Here is a 14,385-nt window from a genome sequence, read left to right on the forward strand (position 1 = left end):
GTGCGCCTAGCCTTCGTAGGCGCGCTTCAAGGCGGCGAGGTCCAGCTTCTTCATCTGCAGCATCGCCCGCATGGCGCGCTGCGTCTGAGGCGAGGTGTGATCGTCGAACAGTTCGTCCATCCCGGCGGGGATGATCTGCCAGGAGACGCCGTATTTGTCCTTCAGCCACCCGCACTGCTGTGACTTCGGATCGCCGCCCGCGGACAGTTTCTCCCAGTAGGCGTCGGCCTCTTCCTGCGTCTCGCAGTGCACCTCGAACGAGATGGCCTCGCTGAACTTGAACGCCGGGCCGCCGTTGAGGGCGGTGAACTTCTGGCCGTTCAGTTCGAACACCACGGTCATCACGCTGCCCGGCGGGCGGCCGTGAACCTCCTGCCCTGCCTGGCTGTAGCGTTGAACCTTTTCGATCTTCGAATTCTTGAAGATGGACGTGTAGAAACTCGCCGCTTCCTCGGCTTGGCCGTCGAACCAGAGACAGGGGGCGATGGAGCGAACGCTGGGCATGGAAGTTCCTCGGGGTTGGAGGAGGGCGGAAAGTGACCGGCCGCCTCGTGGGGTAACAATGCGGAGGCTCCCTGTGTGTGTGAAGGCATGACGCCTGGGTGAGGGGCTCGTCCTCCGGGCAGGACTGCCGGGTACCCCTCGGGAGGATGGGCCTCACCTGGGCGCTTCAGCGCCAGGGGGTGACCACATTTCCCATGGGAAACCACGGAGGACGGCCATGGCGACACAAGGAAAAGACATTCTTCAAGGCTCCGGTTTGGAGCAGGGAAGCAAGCATCAAGAGCCGGTGCGGGAAGGCCGGGCTCAGCGCAGTGAATCTCGAGCGGCCCAAACCTACGCCTTCTTCCTGAGAGATCTGGAGGCGAAGGGGCTCGAGCGGAAGCTGGCGGAGCAGGCGATTCAAGCGGTCCTGTGCGTGATGGAGCGGCGGTTGATGAGCGACGAGTCGCGGCACATGGAGGCCCAGTTGCCGAGAAAGGTGGTGGCGTTGGTGAAGCGCTGTTCAGAACACCAGGACCTGCCCTATGAGAAATTCGGCCGGGAGGAATTCCTCCACAGGGTGACGGCGCACCTGAGCATTTCGGCGGACGAGGCAGAGCGCATCAGCTGCGCGGTGCTGTCCACGGTCCGGGAGCACCTCACGCCGGGCGAGGCCGAGGACGTGCTGGGACAGCTCCCCTTCGAGCTGCGGACGTTGTGGTTCCAGCCGGACCCCACCTCGCGCCTGCGGATCTCCGAGGTGATGAAGAAAGGAGTGGAGTGGGTGGCGCCCCACGAAACGCTGAAGGCCGTGGCGGAGAAGATGCGGACCCACAACATCGGGCCCATGCCGGTGTGCGAGGGGGACCACGTGTTGGGCATCATCACCGACCGGGACATCGTCATCCGGGCGGTCTGCCAGGGGTGGGACCCCAACACGACGCCCGTTTCGGCGGCCATGACGCATCAGGTGGAATCCATCTTCATGGACGAGGATCTGGGCGAGGCGGCCAGGCGAATGGACGCAAAGCAGATCCGCCGGCTCCTCGTGATGGACCGCCAGGGGAAGCTCGTGGGCATCCTGTCCCTGAAGGCCATCGCCGAGGCACTGGGGGAGCACACGGCAGGCAGGCCGCTGAAGGCCATCAACCGCTCCTGGCAGCCCATGCACTGAGCGTCATGGACGCTGGGTGACGCGCAGCAGCTGGTAGCCATGGCCCCCGGGGCCGAACCCCTGGGCATTCTGGAGCTGGAGGATGAGCAGTCCTGAGGGCAGCTCGTAGTAGACATCCGCGCGCACCGTGGCCTCGGTGCTCATGCGGCGATAGCTGAGCAGCTTCTCCCAGTCGAGCGTGTTGAAGCTGGCCCAGACATGGGCGCTCTCCTCTCCCTCCGGGTAGACGTCTCCGCCCGGTTCGCGCGCGCTGCCCACCACGTAGGCGCCAGCGCTCGCGGCGAAGGTCGAGTAGGAGGGGCCCGGCAGCAGCGCCAGCTCGACATACGTCCCATCCGGCTGCAACTGGACGATGTAGGGCCGCGGCGGCAGATAGACGTTGTCCTGGGCGTACAGCAGGCTGCCGTCCTCCATCACCGTCGCGTCCACGACACGCCCCAGCGCTCCCGGGGCGATGCTCTTCCACGTGAGGCCCCCATCCGTCGAGCGGAACGTGCCCGACTGGCGCAGGGTGTCTCCAAAGAAGGCCCACAGGGCGTGGCGCACCGGATCCACCGCCATCCCATGCCCGTGGCGGTGCCCGGAGAAGGTGTGGCGCACCTGCCACGTCTGGCCCCGGTCCGTGCTCGCGTACAGCCGGATGGGCGTGTCCGCTGTCGTGAAGGCCTGGTACTCAAGCACGTACAGCGTGCCGTCGAGCTCCGCGAAGCTGCGGGGGGTGAGCAGGCGGTAGTCGCCGATCGACAGCACGTCGCTCCAGGTCGCGCCCCCATCCCCCGAGCGGGAGATGGCGTTGCGGCCCTGGCGGGCGGTGCTGGCCAGCAGCGTCCCATCGGACATCGCGGCCATGAAGCGGAACTCGGCCCCCTGCGGGTGCCGCCCCTTGAAGCTCCAGGTCCGCGCCCCATCGGTGCTCACATACAGGCGGCTCGGGGAGTCATCCAGCCGCAGCGCATACGCGCTGCCCGAGGGCGCCAGCGTGAGGAAGCGGTGGGTGGTGTTGGTGTGCACCACCTCCAGGCCGGGCCTGCTCCCGCCCCGGGGGAAGAAGGCGACGGTGGCCACTCCGGCCGCGTTCGGGTCCGGCGTCTCCGCGCTCAGGCAGGGCACGCGGGTGACCGAGGTGGGCAGGTGCTCCGGGGCCGCCAGGTAGCCTCGGAAGCGCGTCGAGCCCTCCAACACCAAGGGCGTGCTGATACTGCCGCCCGAGAGCACCTGCGCCGACAGCGTGTGGTGCGTATTCAGGGTCACGGCGGGATTGGTGAAGATGACGAGCTCCTCGCCCACCAGCGTGGTGGCGGGCTGGAGGGTCCAGTTCCCGGAGCTCACCAGGGGGGTGGGAGGACCGAACCCCGTGCCGTTGAAGGCCCGGTAGAAGAGCTGCTCTGCCGAGGACTTGTAGACCAGGTGCATGCGGCCCGAGCCCGGGGACACCGCGCTGAGGGAGAACCCATGGTAGATGCCCTCGGCGAAGGCCTGCTGCTGAGGCTCCCAGGCGCCCAGCGGCGCGCTGTCCCTGCGCACCCGGAACCAGGCGGGGCCTGTTCCCTGTTGCCCATAGAGGAACAGGAGCCGGTCCCCCAGGTGCAGGAGCCGGCCGCCGCCGCGCCGGGGCAGGTTGGCCAGGGACTGCTGAGGCTGGAAGGTGCTGCCCCCATCCGTGCTGACGGCCAGCACCGCGGTGTTGGAGCCATCCGGCTCGAGGCGGAAGGCATGAACCCAAAGCCGGCCCTGGGAGTCGCGGGCCAGCTCCGCGCGGCTGTAGCCGGTGGTGGCGTCCGGCGAGTCGAAGACACGCACGGCGGCCGTGGGCGTCCAGCTCTGGGTAGCCGCCTGATAGCGCCACCACTGGAAGTACACGTCGTGCCGGGGGGAGCCGGTGAAGGTGGAGCCTTCGTAGGAGTACACCAGGGCCACATCCGAGCCCACGGGGAGCAGGTCCGCCGTGTCGTGATGGGTCCAGTCATTCTGAATCGGGCCGGCAGGGCTCCACGTCTGGCCCTCGTCATTGCTGCGCCACAGGCCGAGCCCCTTGCCCTGCTGCCCCCGCTGCTGGAGCGCCACCAGCCAGGCAACGCCCCCTCCTGGAGGAGCCATCCGCACCACGTGCCGCTGGGCCGGGACCGTCAACCCCAGGCTGTCTCCAATGGGCGCCACCGGCTGCGAGGCAAAGACACGGGCCGTGAAGAGCAGGAACCCCAGAAGCAGGGCTCCCCCGAGGGGAGCGCGTGAACGCAGAGCCAATCTCATGCTGGGAATCCTCTTCTGGGAGTGAAAACGGGCAGTGGAAAGGGATTGGTCACTCTGCCGCTGTAAGGCCATTGGACGAATGCACAATGACGGGAGGCGTCCAATAGATGGGACGACAGCTCGCATGCCAGGGAAGCGGTCCCTCATAAGGGTGCTGGGGGGCCGCGTTGCGGTTGGGCTAACAGTTCCTAAAGAACGTGCAGATCGTCCACTTCGACGGTGTAGGTTTCGCCCTGCTTGAGCGCCGTTACAGAAAGTGTCACGTCGCTGCGGCCTTCCTCCCGTGTCCACAGAGGTACATCGAGGGTGACCGCATCCTGCTGAGACGCGTGCTCGTAGACATCTACAAGCCGCTCACCGTGCTCTGGCAAGGGAACAAGGGTCCGCCCATACTGCTCGACAGCAGTTCTCAGCTCCGCCTCGGTCAGGCGCCCGGCTCGACCATCCGCTGCGAGCTCCGCATACCGTTTTGCCGCCAGATCCTCTATCAGTCGACGGACCTGACCCATCAATTTCATGTCCATCGTGCGGCCTCCTACCGATTGCCGGGGATTCGGGTCGATGTTGGTCGAAGGTGGTGGCCTGATCCACTTCCTTCATCAGCACTAGCCACCCATCAATGTCCTTCATGGCCCCCAGGATCTTGGTGTGAGCAATCGCCATGGCCAGTGCCTATTTGGCATCCCCATCCAGGAAGGGCTTGTCCACCAGCCAGGAGGAAGCGGCGCTCCAGACCAGCCGCTCGCGTCACCGGACCAAGCGCCGGACAGTGTCAGGGGTTGAGCTGGAGCTCGACCATTCCGGGTTCAGGCGTGCAGTGGCAGCCGTCACAGGTCCACTCCACCTCGGAGGAGGAGGACACCTTGGGCCCGGCGATGGCGCTCAGGTGGGTTCTGCCCGGGGCGAGCGACTCATTCACCGCGCGGCTGATGCCCGTCTCGTCCGTGACGCCGGTGATGCTCTGCTCCGTCTCCAGGCTCGTCGCGGTCACCGTGGCGCCTTTGACGGGGACGCCCTCGGCCGTCACCACCTTGACGTTCAAGACGACCCACTCGTTCTCGCAGGTGTCCTCTTCGCCCTGGTCCACGACCGGCCTGTTGTCACAGGCAGTCATGCACAGGAGGCTCAAACACACCGGAAGGACCCTCGACCAAACCATGGGTACCAATGTGGGATCGGATCCTCCGGGCGGCAATCCGGGGTGTTCAGAAGTCACCGGAAGGGGTCTCCACCAGAAGGTGCAGCTCAGAGCCGTCCCCGCCACTCGGACTCGAAGTTGCTTCTCGCGAGGAAGACCTCCGCATGGCCGGCCTGGCCGTAATCGGCGGCTTCCTGCTGGTGGAAGGTCTCCAGCGTGGGGGCCACCTCCGCCTCCCCACCGAACTGGAACGGAATCTGGCTCCGGTAGCAGACGCACCCGGACACCTTGCGGGACAGCTCCGCCGTCACGTTCAGGGCCAGGGGCCGCAGGCCGTCGGGCAGCGAGTAGTCGGGCTTCGCCTGGGGCTGCCGCACGGCGTACGGGGTGTCCCGGTACCAGAGGATCTGCGACACCTGGATGTTCAGCGAGGGCAGCGTGCGGACGAGCTGAACGTGGTCCACGTGGCTGCCCAGGGCCTGGGGCGCGAACACCAGGTCCGGGCGCACGTCCTCCATCAGCAGCGAGAGCCGGTCCTCCAGCGTGGGGATGATGTCATCGTCCGTCCGGGGCGGGGCGAAGAGGGCCCCGGGGCTGTGGTAGCCCCGGTGGGGGGCCTCCGGCAGATCGATCCACACCAGCTCATCCACGCCCATCCACGCCGCGAAGGAGCGGTCCTCCGCGCGGCGCAGCGCCATGTAGTCCACGTCCGGGCTCAGCCCCTTGCTCGTCTGGCACGCCAGGGCGAAGCCGGTGGGGCGGGACACCGAGCGGGTGAAGACGGTGGCCAGGATGATCTTCCACCGCCGCGCCTTCAGCCGGGCCAGTGTCCCACCGCACGAGAAGGCGACGTCATCCAGGTGGGGGGAGAGAAAGAGGGCGGTGCTCATAAGAGGTGGGGGGCGCTCCGGAAGCGGCAGGAGGGATCCGCGTTCACCGTGCTGGTGGCGGGGTCGTAAACGTTCGTCCAGCGCGTGTCCGGCCGGGTGCCCCGCAGGTCTTTGTAGACCTGTTGAATCTGTCGGCCCACCGCCTGCCACGAGTACAGCTCCCGCACCTCGTCCAGCGCGGTGCGCGCCAGACGGCGCCGCAGCTCCGCGTCATCCAGCATGCGGGCGATGGCCTCGGCCAGTGCGTCTGCGTCCCGGGGCGGCACGAGCAGGCCGTTGCGCCCATCCTCCAGGCAGTCCAGCACCCCCACGGCCCGGGTGGAGACGATGGGCAGCCCGGCCGCCATGGCCTCGAGGATGGTGTTGGAGAAGCCCTCCGCGTACGTGGGCGAGACGAAGATGTCGCCGCGCCGGTACAGCTGGGGGGCCTCCGCATACGGGGTATACCCGGTGAACTCCACGCTGCCCTGCAAGCCCTCGCGGGCCACCCGGGCCTTCACCGCGTCCACGTCCGGGCCGATGCCGGAGACCCGGAGCTTCAGCGTCCGGCCCTCGCGCACCACCAGCCGCTTCACCGCATCCAGCAGCTCCATCACGCCTTTCCGCGCGTCCACGCGGCCGTGGTAGAGCAGCACGGGCGGCTGCCGCAGCGCCCCGAGCGCTTGCTCGTCCCGGGGGGAGAAGCGGCGGGTGTCCGTGGCGCCCGGGACGATGGTGAAGCGCTCCAGCGGGGTGCCGTGGTGGCCCTTCACCTCCTCGGCGAAGGTGCGGCTGCCAATCAACAGCGAGCCGGAGTGGCCCAGCACCGCCAGCATGGCCTGCTTGTGGGTGCCGCAGCAGGTGCCCACCCAGTGCCCATCGCCGCCCTGGATGGACACGACGTTGGGCAGGCCCAGCCGCCGGCTCGCCTCCAGCGCCGCCAGGCCGCACGGGTAGCCGTACTGGGCGTGGATGACGTCGAACGGGCGCTCGCGGTGTTCCTTCTCCACAGTGGCGACCATGTCCTCGACATCCTGCTCGAAGCTCGCCGGCAGGCCGTCGTTGATGCGCTGCTCGCCCTGGGACTCGCGGCCCACCACGCGGGCGCCGGGGATGCCCGGGGGCGGCCCGCCGCCGTAGACGGAGGCCCCGGCCGCGTCATTGCGGTACTGGCTGACCATCGTCACGTCGTGGCCGCATGCCACCAGCTCCTGCACCAGGTTGAGCGCATAGACGCTCATGCCGGAGATGGCCGGAAAGAAGCGGCGGGAGATGAAGCAGACGCGCAGGGCGTTGGGGCTCATGCCGCCACCCCCTCGTCCGCGGGCAGCCGGGCCCGGAGCCACTCGATGGCCCCGGGCACCATGGTGTGCGCGCGGTGCGCGTCCCGGGACAGCTCCACGCAGACGAGCTTGTCGTAGCGCGCCTGGATGAGCTCGCGGAGCACCGGGACGACGTCCAGGTCTCCCTCGCCGAAGGGCAGGTGCTCGTGCACGCCCCGCTTCATGTCCTCCAGGGCCACGGTGCCGAGCACCGGGGCGAACTCGCGCACGGCGTCCGCGGGCACGCGCTCCTGCGTCACCAGCAGGTGTCCCACGTCCAGGGCGAGCTTGAAGGGGGCCGCGCCCAGCAGCTTCACCTCTTCCTGGAGCTGGCGCCACGCATCCACCGTCTCCACCAGCATGCCGGGCTCGGGCTCCATGGCGAGCACCACGCCCCGGGAGGCGGCATGGTCCGACAGGTGGGCCACGCCATCCACCAGCCAGCGCCAGGTGTCCTTCAGCTCCACCTCGCCGCGCCGGGGCACGCCCGCCCAGAAGGAGACCGCCTCGCCCCGGCAGGTGGCGCAGACGTCCACCGCCCGGCGCAGGAAGTCGAGCCGCCGCGCGCGGCCCTCCGCCTCGGGGCTGATGAGGGTGGGCTCGTGCTTGGCCCGGGGGTTGAGCAGGAAGCGCGCGCCGGTCTCCACCACCAGCCCGAGCCCGAGCTGCTCCAGCAGCCCCGCCAGCATCTCGGCGCGGCAGATGAGGTTGGGGGCGAAGGGATCGAAGTGGTGGTGGTCCAGCGTGAGGGCCACGCCGTCGTAGCCGCTGTCGGCGATGAGCCGCAGCGCGTCTCCGAGACGGTGGTTGGCCACCCCGTTGGTGTTGTACGCGAAGCGCAGGGTCACGACAGGCCTCCTCCAAAACGGCGGGTACGCAGCACGGTCTGCACGCTGTGGCGGCCCGGCTCCCGGTAGAGCGAGTAGAGCGAGCCCAGCCGTTGCTCGGCGAGCCGGACGTTGAACCAGGCGGGGCCGCCCAGCCGCTCCTCCGCGGCCGCCGTCAGCCGCACGCGCTGGGCGCCCTCGGGGGGCGTGCCCAGGCCCACCAGCGGATCCTGGCGCGCCAGCAGGCGGGCCACGTTCCGCTCGCCGATGCGCGAGTAGGTCATCGTCTCCACCTCGAGCCCGGGGACGAGCGCCTTCACCACGTGGATGGAGTGGTCCGCGGGTGACAGGTCGATGAGGAGCACGTCGAAGCCGCTCTGGTGCAACCCCTCCACCACCTGGGCGCAGCGCTTCGGGGGCGCCTCGGCGGCCGCGGCTTCGGGCAGGTCCGTGAAGCGCACCGTGCAGCGGTGCTGCACCGTCGGCGCGATCAGCGCGCGCAACACGCCCACGGGCATGCTGGCCCACTCGACCATGCCCTGGAGGGCCCGGGGCTCTTCCTGGCGGAGGTTCACCTGCGGCAGGAAGCTTTCCAGGTAGCCGGGGGGCGCCACCCGGGCCACGGCCTCCAGCGGGCCGTGCATGAAGGCCTTGCGGGCCCGTGAGCCGGCATACTCCAGCAGCGCCTTGCGCAGGGCGCGGTGGCGGTCCGGATCGGCCGCCTCGCCACAGGCGGTCACCATCAGCGGCTGCTCACCGGGCGAGGGGTCCTGGGCCACCACGTACAGGTTGACGAGGCCGAAGTCCGTGCTGGCCAGCTTGGGGATGATTTCAATGCCCGCGCGGCGGTAGCGCTCCAGCAGCTCCTGGATGTCCGGGGGCAGCGAAGCGCCCTCCAGGTCCAGCACGACGCCCTGATCCATGGCCCGGAACTGCAGCCCGTTGCCGTCGCGCTGCTGCAGCTCCAGCAGGGCGTGGGCCAGGGCTTGCGGCTGGCTCAGGCCCGCCCCCTGGCCATTGGTGATGGGCAGGATGAGCGGGGCGCGTCCGCGCAGCTGGCCCGGGTGGATGGCCACGAACTCCTCGGGCACCAGGACGGGCTCCCCGGTGGAAAGCCGGGTCATCTCCAGCCAGGTCAGCGGCATGTCCGGGTGGTAGGGACTTCCCGCGGGCAGCCCCAGCGTCAGGGGATCCGCCACCCCCTGGACACCCCGCTGGCGCACCAGCTCCACATAGCTGCCGTGGAAGCGCGGCCGCTCCGCCAGGGCTTTCTCGGCGAAAACCTCCTCGGCCAGCTCCCCGATGGCGCTGACGCGAGCCTCCTCCTCCGTGGCGCCGTAGCCATGGGAGGTGATCCACGGCCCGTTCTCCATGCGCAGGCTGGAGGCGACCACGGGCACGCCAATCCGGTCGATGCCATCGTCCCGGAACAGCAGCAGCTCTCCGGCGGGCAGGGCGCGCGTGTAGGCTTCCAAGGCCTCGGCGAGGCTGGGCAGGTCCTTCATGACAGCTCCCTCATGGGAATGGGTTGCGTGTGCGGCCTGCCCGCCAGCAGCCGGTCGAACAGGGCTAGCGCGTGCGCGCGGGTGACGCCCCGGGCGAACTCGAACGGCGTGAAGACGTTCTCGAACGGCAGTTGCTCGAACACCGCGCGGTAGTGGCGCAGCTCCCCGTGGCTCATGGGGATGGCGTAGTGGAAGCCCTTGTGACACGAGAGGCCCGTGGGCTCGCCCTGGGGGCCGAGCTCCACCTTGAGCGCATCCCCGCAGAAGAGCGAGCGGGTGGCCGCGTCGTACAGCGCGCACTGGCCCTCGTAGTGGCCGCCGATGGGGTGCAGCGTGAGCCCCGGCGCCACCTCGTGCACGCCGTCCACCGGCCAGCGCACCTGGAAGGCCTTGGTGTAGGGGATGGCATCGCGGTGGAGCACCAGCAGCGGGTCGAACCGCTCCTGGAGCTGCCACAGCGCGCCGAACCCATGCGGGTGCGAGGCGGACAGCACCCGGATGCCCCCGAGCGAGGCGATGTGCTCCAGCGCCCCCCGCGAGTACCAGGGGGCCCCCTCGAAGGCCACGTTGCCCTCGGGCCGCCGCAGCAGCCACCCCGTGGAGCCCAGCCCGAAGGCCGGCGTGCAGTGGAAGCCGAGGATGCCGGGCAGCGCCTCGGCCCAGGACGTGGTGAGCAGCTCGCTCACCTGGCCCGCGGAGCGGAAGTTCCACCCGCTTTCGGGCAGGGCGTTGCGCACGTCCATGCACGTGGGACAGCCCGGCGGGGATTCATGCGAGAACCAGGGCTGCCACGTGCCGCAGTGGGAGCAGGCGTAGCGGATCAGGGGCATGGCGTCTCGGGTGGGAACGGCGGGGTGGCCTGCGCCAGCAGCCGCACCAGGCGGACATCCCGCTCGGGCGAGAACGGCTGCGGCTTGCCCTCCAGGACGCAGGCCGAGAAGGCCTGGAGCTGGTTGAGGAAGGGAGACCGGTCCTCGGCGGGCGAGACCGGCACGGGCATCTCCTCGCCCGTCACCGCGTCCGTGAGCGTCAGCGTGCCCCCCGGCGTCTGCCCCATGCTCTTGGAGGCCAGGGCCCGGGCCTTCGTGCCGATCAGCTCCAGGGTCCTCCGTGGGTAGGCGTCCGGGCAGTTGTAGGCCACCTGGAGGATGCCGAGGGTGCCGCTGCGGAACTGGCCCATGAGCACCGCCCCGTCATCCACCGGGTAGTCATGGACGTGCCGCTGCAGCAGCGCGGTGAGCGAGATCCACTCGTCCTGGAGCAGGACCTCCAGTAGGTCCAGCCCGTGGGGGGCCAGGTCAATCATGGCCCCGCCACCGGCCTTGCGCGGATCCACGCGCCAGTTGTTGGGCGCCCAGTCGCGCGGCAGCCAGCACGCATAGTGGATGCGCGCCTGGGTGACGGTGCCCAGCATGCCCTCCTGCACCAGGGTGCGCAGGCGGCGGTGGAGGGCGTGGTGGCGCTGATCGAAGGCGGTGGCGTAGTGGACGCCCGCCCGCCGGCACGCCTCCACCATGCGCGTGCCGTCCTCGGGCGTGAGGGCCATGGGTTTCTCACACAGCACGTGCTTGCCCGCGGCCGCGCAGGCCTCCGTCATGGCCGCGTGCAGGTGGTTGGGCGTGGCGATGTAGACCGCCTCCACCTCGGGGTTTGCCAGCGCCTCCGGGAGCGAGGTGTACCGGAGCGCCTCGTTGCCGGAGATGCGCATGAGCATCTCCGCGTCCGAGTCGCACAGGGCCACCAGGCGCGCGTTGTCCGCGGCCTGGAGGGCGGGTGCGACGTAGTCGCGGGCCACCCAGCCACAGCCCACGATGGCCCAGCCGAGTCTTCGCGGGAGTGTGGACATGGGTCAGCCCCGGATGCGCTCTCTGCCGAGGGTGGGCTGGACGCGGCCCAGCGACAGCCAGCTCATGAGGCGGCGCTGCTGCTCCGCCATGGCGTGCTCCACCTTGCCCCCGTCCTGCGTCATCGGGGCCTTGAAGAAGCAGCCCAGCGCGTCGATGACGCCCGCCTCGCCGCGGCGCTTGGCCAGGTCCAGCGTGCGCGCCAGCTCCACCACGAGCGGCGCGGCCAGGATGGAGTCCTTACACAGGAAGTTGAGCTTCAGCTGCATGGGCTGGCCCAGGAAGCCCACCACGTCGATGTTGTCCCAGGCCTCCTTGTTGTCCCCGCGCGGCCGGTAGTACTGGATCTGGACGATGTGGTCCTGGACCTTGTAGCCGAGGATGCTGTCCAGCGCGGCGCCCTTGGTGTCGATCTTGTTGGCCTTCGAGGCCGGATCATTCAGGGCCTCCCCGTCCCGGTTGCCCAGGATGTTGGTGGAGTACCAGCCCTCGACGTGCAGCGCCCGGTCCCGGAGCACGGGGGCGATGGCCGTCTTGAGCATGGTCTGCCCCGTCTTGCCGTCCTTGCCGGCCAGGGGCGAGCCGTTGCGCTGCGCCAGCAGCAGCAGCGCCGGCACGTCCGCGGCGATGCTCGGCGTGAAGTTGGCGAACGGCGTGCCGTCGGCGATGGCCGCGTACGCGTAGAGCATCGCCGGGCCGATGTCCGGGTCATTCGCGTCGAGCGCCGCCTCGAAGGCTTGGGGCGTGAGGAACTTGGGCTGCGTCAGGTCCACCGCGCGCTCGGTGGAGGCCAGGTTGATGACCACCACGCGGTTGACCTTCTGCTCCTGGCGGAAGCGCGCCAGGTCCTCCCGGATGGCCTGCACCTGCTCGCGCAGGCTGCGCGTCGTCTTGCTGGAGGTGCCCACCACGTTCTTGCAGAAGCGCGGGTTGGACACGGCGCTCCAGGGCCGCATCTGGCTGAGCACCGGCGCCACGGCCTCGAGCTGGCTTTCGGTCAGCACCGCGTGGTTGCGCGCCGCCTGCGCCAGATCATCCTCGAACAAATCCCAGCCGCCGAACGTCAGGGCCTCGTAGTCGATGAGGCCCATGCCCCGCGCGGAGGCCAGCGGCAGCCCCTTGGTGTCGACGCGCCCGCGGCGCAGCAGCTCCAGGCCCGCGACCGCCGTCGTCGCTACCGCCCCGCCCAAACCCACAATCGCAACACCCAAGCGCTCATTCTCAGCCATGACCCTGCGACTCCTCCCCCGGACAGCACCATCCCCAACTCGCCATGGCTCCAGGTGTGCCTGGAGAGCGGCTCCCGGATGTGTGGAGCTGCTGCCGGGGGATGCTTCCAAGCATCCGCCCGCTGCGAGTACCCCAAGAGAGTCCTCACCCGGGGGCGAGGCTTCAATACAGCCTGGAGCAAGAGGGGAGTGTCGGGTCGATGAAGCCGGGGCTCAGAGGCCCTGTGCCTTCCACTTTCCCTGGCGGAAGAGGGCGGCGCTCACGGCGCCCAGCGCCGCATAGGTGATGGCGATGGCCAGGAAAGCGCCCTCGGGTCCTAGCCCCGCGGGGCCGGTGAGTGCGTACGCGAGGGGAATCTGTAGCCCCCAGGAGCAGGCCAGGTTGACCACGGTGGGCGTGCGCGTATCGCCGGCGCCGTTAAAGGCGTGAGGAATAATTGTGACGAAGGCGTAGAGGATGAGGCCCCAACTGAGGATCCGCAGGCCACGCGAGGCGTGGAAGACAACGTCGGCCTCGAGGGTGAAGGCGCGGATGAGTGGCTCGGAGCACGTGAGGAACACCAGGCTCACCGCGCCCAGGAAGAGCACGGTGAAGAAGCTGGCGCGCCAGGTGACGCGCTCGGCGCGCTCCGCGTCCCGGGCGCCCAGGCTCTGGCCCACCAGGGTGCCCACCGCGTGGCTCATCCCCCAGGCGGGCTGCTGGGCGAAGAGGATGATCCGCATGACGAGGGTGTAGCCGGCCATCGCCGCGCTGCCGAAGCTGGCCACGATCCGCATCAGCACCAGCCAGCTGGAGAGGCCCAGCACGGACTGGAGGATGGCGCCGCCGGACAGCCGCAAGAGGGCCCCCAGGGTGGCGGGCTCGAGGCTCAGGTGGCGCCGCCCCAGGCAGAGCCGCCCCCCGCCGCGCAGCAGGCGGTAGAGCTGGTAGAGCACGCCCGTGCCGCGCCCCACGGTGGTGGCGATCGCCGCGCCCAGCACGCCCAGGCCGGGCACCGGGCCCAAGCCGAAGATGAAGAGCGGGGCGAGCACGAGGTTGACGGAGTTGGCCAGCAGCAGCGCGCGCATGGAGGTGGCCGCATCCCCCGCGCCGCGCAGGATGGCGCTGATGAGGAACAGCGGCATGACGATGACGAAGCTGCCCAGCATCACCTGGGTGTAGACGGCGCCTTGTGCCACCACGGCCGGGGAGGCGCCCAGGGCCGAGAGCAGCGGCCGGGCGAACAGCACGCCCAGCACCGACATGGGCAGGGACAGCACGAAGCCCAGCCCCAGCGTCTGCACCGCCGTGCGCGCGGCCCGCTCGGGATCCTTCTCGCCCATGCGCCGGGAGATCAGCGCCGTGGCGCCGATGGACAGCCCCAGGGGCACCGTATAGGCCAGCGTGAGCATGGACTCGGTGAGGCCCACCGTGGCCACGGCGTCCGCCCCCAGGCGCGAGACGAAGAAGACGTCCACCAGGGCGAAGATGGACTCCATCACCATCTCCAGCACCATGGGGATGGAGAGCAGCAGCAGGGCGCGATCCACGGAGCCCGTGGAGAAGTCGTGGTGGGTGCCCCGCACCGCCTCGGCGAGCGCGGCACGCCAGCCCGGACGGGCCAGGACGGGGGGCGAGGCCTCCGAGGTGAGCTCGGCGGACAGGGAGGGCTGAGACATGAAGGGGGGCCGTGGGGGAAGAAAAGGGTGAAACCGTTGCGCGCGAGGGAACGGCCCCTGTCCCCTCGTTCATTTCCTGGGGGCC

13 protein-coding genes and 1 pseudogene are annotated in these 14,385 nt (G+C 69.5%); 1 reads left to right on the top strand and 13 read right to left on the bottom strand.

The annotated features are described in order from the left end of the window. Positions 1 to 6 precede the first annotated feature (6 nt). On the bottom strand, positions 7 to 504 hold the full coding sequence (locus KY661_RS21995; protein WP_075007997.1) for a VOC family protein: 498 nt from the start codon (positions 502 to 504) through the stop codon (positions 7 to 9). 217 nt (positions 505 to 721) lie between these two features. Between KY661_RS21995 and KY661_RS22000 the strand changes: the two genes are divergently transcribed. Then, positions 722 to 1,657, top strand: coding sequence for a DUF2267 domain-containing protein (locus tag KY661_RS22000; protein WP_225412085.1), 936 nt, complete (start codon positions 722 to 724; stop codon positions 1,655 to 1,657). 3 nt (positions 1,658 to 1,660) lie between these two features. On the opposite strand, the gene KY661_RS22005 is transcribed toward KY661_RS22000, so the two are convergent. From KY661_RS22005 to KY661_RS22055, 12 genes and pseudogenes are all read right to left on the bottom strand, one after another. Continuing rightward, positions 1,661 to 3,907 (bottom strand): WD40/YVTN/BNR-like repeat-containing protein, encoded by a 2,247-nt coding sequence (locus KY661_RS22005; protein WP_225412086.1) that lies wholly within the window; start codon positions 3,905 to 3,907, stop codon positions 1,661 to 1,663. 188 nt (positions 3,908 to 4,095) lie between these two features. After that, positions 4,096 to 4,431, bottom strand: coding sequence for a DUF7668 domain-containing protein (locus KY661_RS22010; RefSeq protein WP_225412087.1), 336 nt, complete (start codon positions 4,429 to 4,431; stop codon positions 4,096 to 4,098). Positions 4,432 to 4,474: 43 nt separating this feature from the next. After that, positions 4,475 to 4,618 (bottom strand): annotated as a pseudogene (locus KY661_RS37905) (AHH domain-containing protein); the annotation flags it as partial. Between the two features lie 61 nt (positions 4,619 to 4,679). Next, the gene (locus tag KY661_RS22015; RefSeq protein WP_225412088.1) at positions 4,680 to 5,021 is read right to left on the bottom strand and encodes a carboxypeptidase-like regulatory domain-containing protein; all 342 of its coding nucleotides are present in this window, start codon (positions 5,019 to 5,021) and stop codon (positions 4,680 to 4,682) included. A gap of 131 nt (positions 5,022 to 5,152) precedes the next feature. Beyond that, positions 5,153 to 5,935, bottom strand: coding sequence for a PIG-L deacetylase family protein (locus KY661_RS22020; protein ID WP_225412089.1), 783 nt, complete (start codon positions 5,933 to 5,935; stop codon positions 5,153 to 5,155). Continuing rightward, a complete protein-coding gene (locus KY661_RS22025; RefSeq protein WP_225412090.1) occupies positions 5,932 to 7,218 on the bottom strand; it encodes a glycosyltransferase family 4 protein in 1,287 nt (428 codons plus the stop codon). Before KY661_RS22025 ends, KY661_RS22020 begins: the two co-directional genes overlap by 4 nt. After that, positions 7,215 to 8,084, bottom strand: a complete 870-nt coding sequence (locus KY661_RS22030) for a sugar phosphate isomerase/epimerase family protein (RefSeq protein WP_225412091.1) — start codon at positions 8,082 to 8,084, stop codon at positions 7,215 to 7,217. The genes KY661_RS22025 and KY661_RS22030 overlap by 4 nt, the downstream gene beginning before the upstream one ends. Then, positions 8,081 to 9,568, bottom strand: a complete 1,488-nt coding sequence (locus KY661_RS22035; protein WP_225412092.1) for a YcaO-like family protein — start codon at positions 9,566 to 9,568, stop codon at positions 8,081 to 8,083. The genes KY661_RS22030 and KY661_RS22035 overlap by 4 nt, the downstream gene beginning before the upstream one ends. Then, a complete protein-coding gene (locus KY661_RS22040; RefSeq protein ID WP_225412093.1) occupies positions 9,565 to 10,398 on the bottom strand; it encodes an MBL fold metallo-hydrolase in 834 nt (277 codons plus the stop codon). Before KY661_RS22040 ends, KY661_RS22035 begins: the two co-directional genes overlap by 4 nt. Beyond that, positions 10,389 to 11,414: a Gfo/Idh/MocA family protein gene (locus KY661_RS22045; protein WP_225412094.1), complete on the bottom strand. Its 1,026-nt coding sequence runs from the start codon at positions 11,412 to 11,414 to the stop codon at positions 10,389 to 10,391. Before KY661_RS22045 ends, KY661_RS22040 begins: the two co-directional genes overlap by 10 nt. Positions 11,415 to 11,417: 3 nt before the next feature. Beyond that, positions 11,418 to 12,641, bottom strand: a complete 1,224-nt coding sequence (locus tag KY661_RS22050; protein WP_225412095.1) for an inositol-3-phosphate synthase — start codon at positions 12,639 to 12,641, stop codon at positions 11,418 to 11,420. A gap of 213 nt (positions 12,642 to 12,854) precedes the next feature. Beyond that, on the bottom strand, positions 12,855 to 14,300 hold the full coding sequence (locus KY661_RS22055) for an MATE family efflux transporter (protein ID WP_225412096.1): 1,446 nt from the start codon (positions 14,298 to 14,300) through the stop codon (positions 12,855 to 12,857). Positions 14,301 to 14,385: the final 85 nt, after the last annotated feature.

It is taken from the genome of Allostigmatella hybrida (genome assembly GCF_020103775.1).
GTDB classification, from domain to species: domain Bacteria; phylum Myxococcota; class Myxococcia; order Myxococcales; family Myxococcaceae; genus Hyalangium; species Hyalangium aurantiaca.

Bases quoted from the DNA above. Each gene is read 5' to 3' on its own strand.
- KY661_RS21995 (WP_075007997.1), bottom strand. From the start codon at position 504: ATGCCCAGCGTTCGCTCCATCGCCCCCTGTCTCTGGTTCGACGGCCAA.
- KY661_RS22000 (WP_225412085.1), top strand. From the start codon at position 722: ATGGCGACACAAGGAAAAGACATTCTTCAAGGCTCCGGTTTGGAGCAG.
- KY661_RS22005 (WP_225412086.1), bottom strand. From the start codon at position 3,907: ATGAGATTGGCTCTGCGTTCACGCGCTCCCCTCGGGGGAGCCCTGCTT.
- KY661_RS22010 (WP_225412087.1), bottom strand. From the start codon at position 4,431: ATGGACATGAAATTGATGGGTCAGGTCCGTCGACTGATAGAGGATCTG.
- KY661_RS22015 (WP_225412088.1), bottom strand. From the start codon at position 5,021: ATGACTGCCTGTGACAACAGGCCGGTCGTGGACCAGGGCGAAGAGGAC.
- KY661_RS22020 (WP_225412089.1), bottom strand. From the start codon at position 5,935: ATGAGCACCGCCCTCTTTCTCTCCCCCCACCTGGATGACGTCGCCTTC.
- KY661_RS22025 (WP_225412090.1), bottom strand. From the start codon at position 7,218: ATGAGCCCCAACGCCCTGCGCGTCTGCTTCATCTCCCGCCGCTTCTTT.
- KY661_RS22035 (WP_225412092.1), bottom strand. From the start codon at position 9,568: ATGAAGGACCTGCCCAGCCTCGCCGAGGCCTTGGAAGCCTACACGCGC.
- KY661_RS22040 (WP_225412093.1), bottom strand. From the start codon at position 10,398: ATGCCCCTGATCCGCTACGCCTGCTCCCACTGCGGCACGTGGCAGCCC.
- KY661_RS22045 (WP_225412094.1), bottom strand. From the start codon at position 11,414: ATGTCCACACTCCCGCGAAGACTCGGCTGGGCCATCGTGGGCTGTGGC.
- KY661_RS22050 (WP_225412095.1), bottom strand. From the start codon at position 12,641: ATGGCTGAGAATGAGCGCTTGGGTGTTGCGATTGTGGGTTTGGGCGGG.
- KY661_RS22055 (WP_225412096.1), bottom strand. From the start codon at position 14,300: ATGTCTCAGCCCTCCCTGTCCGCCGAGCTCACCTCGGAGGCCTCGCCC.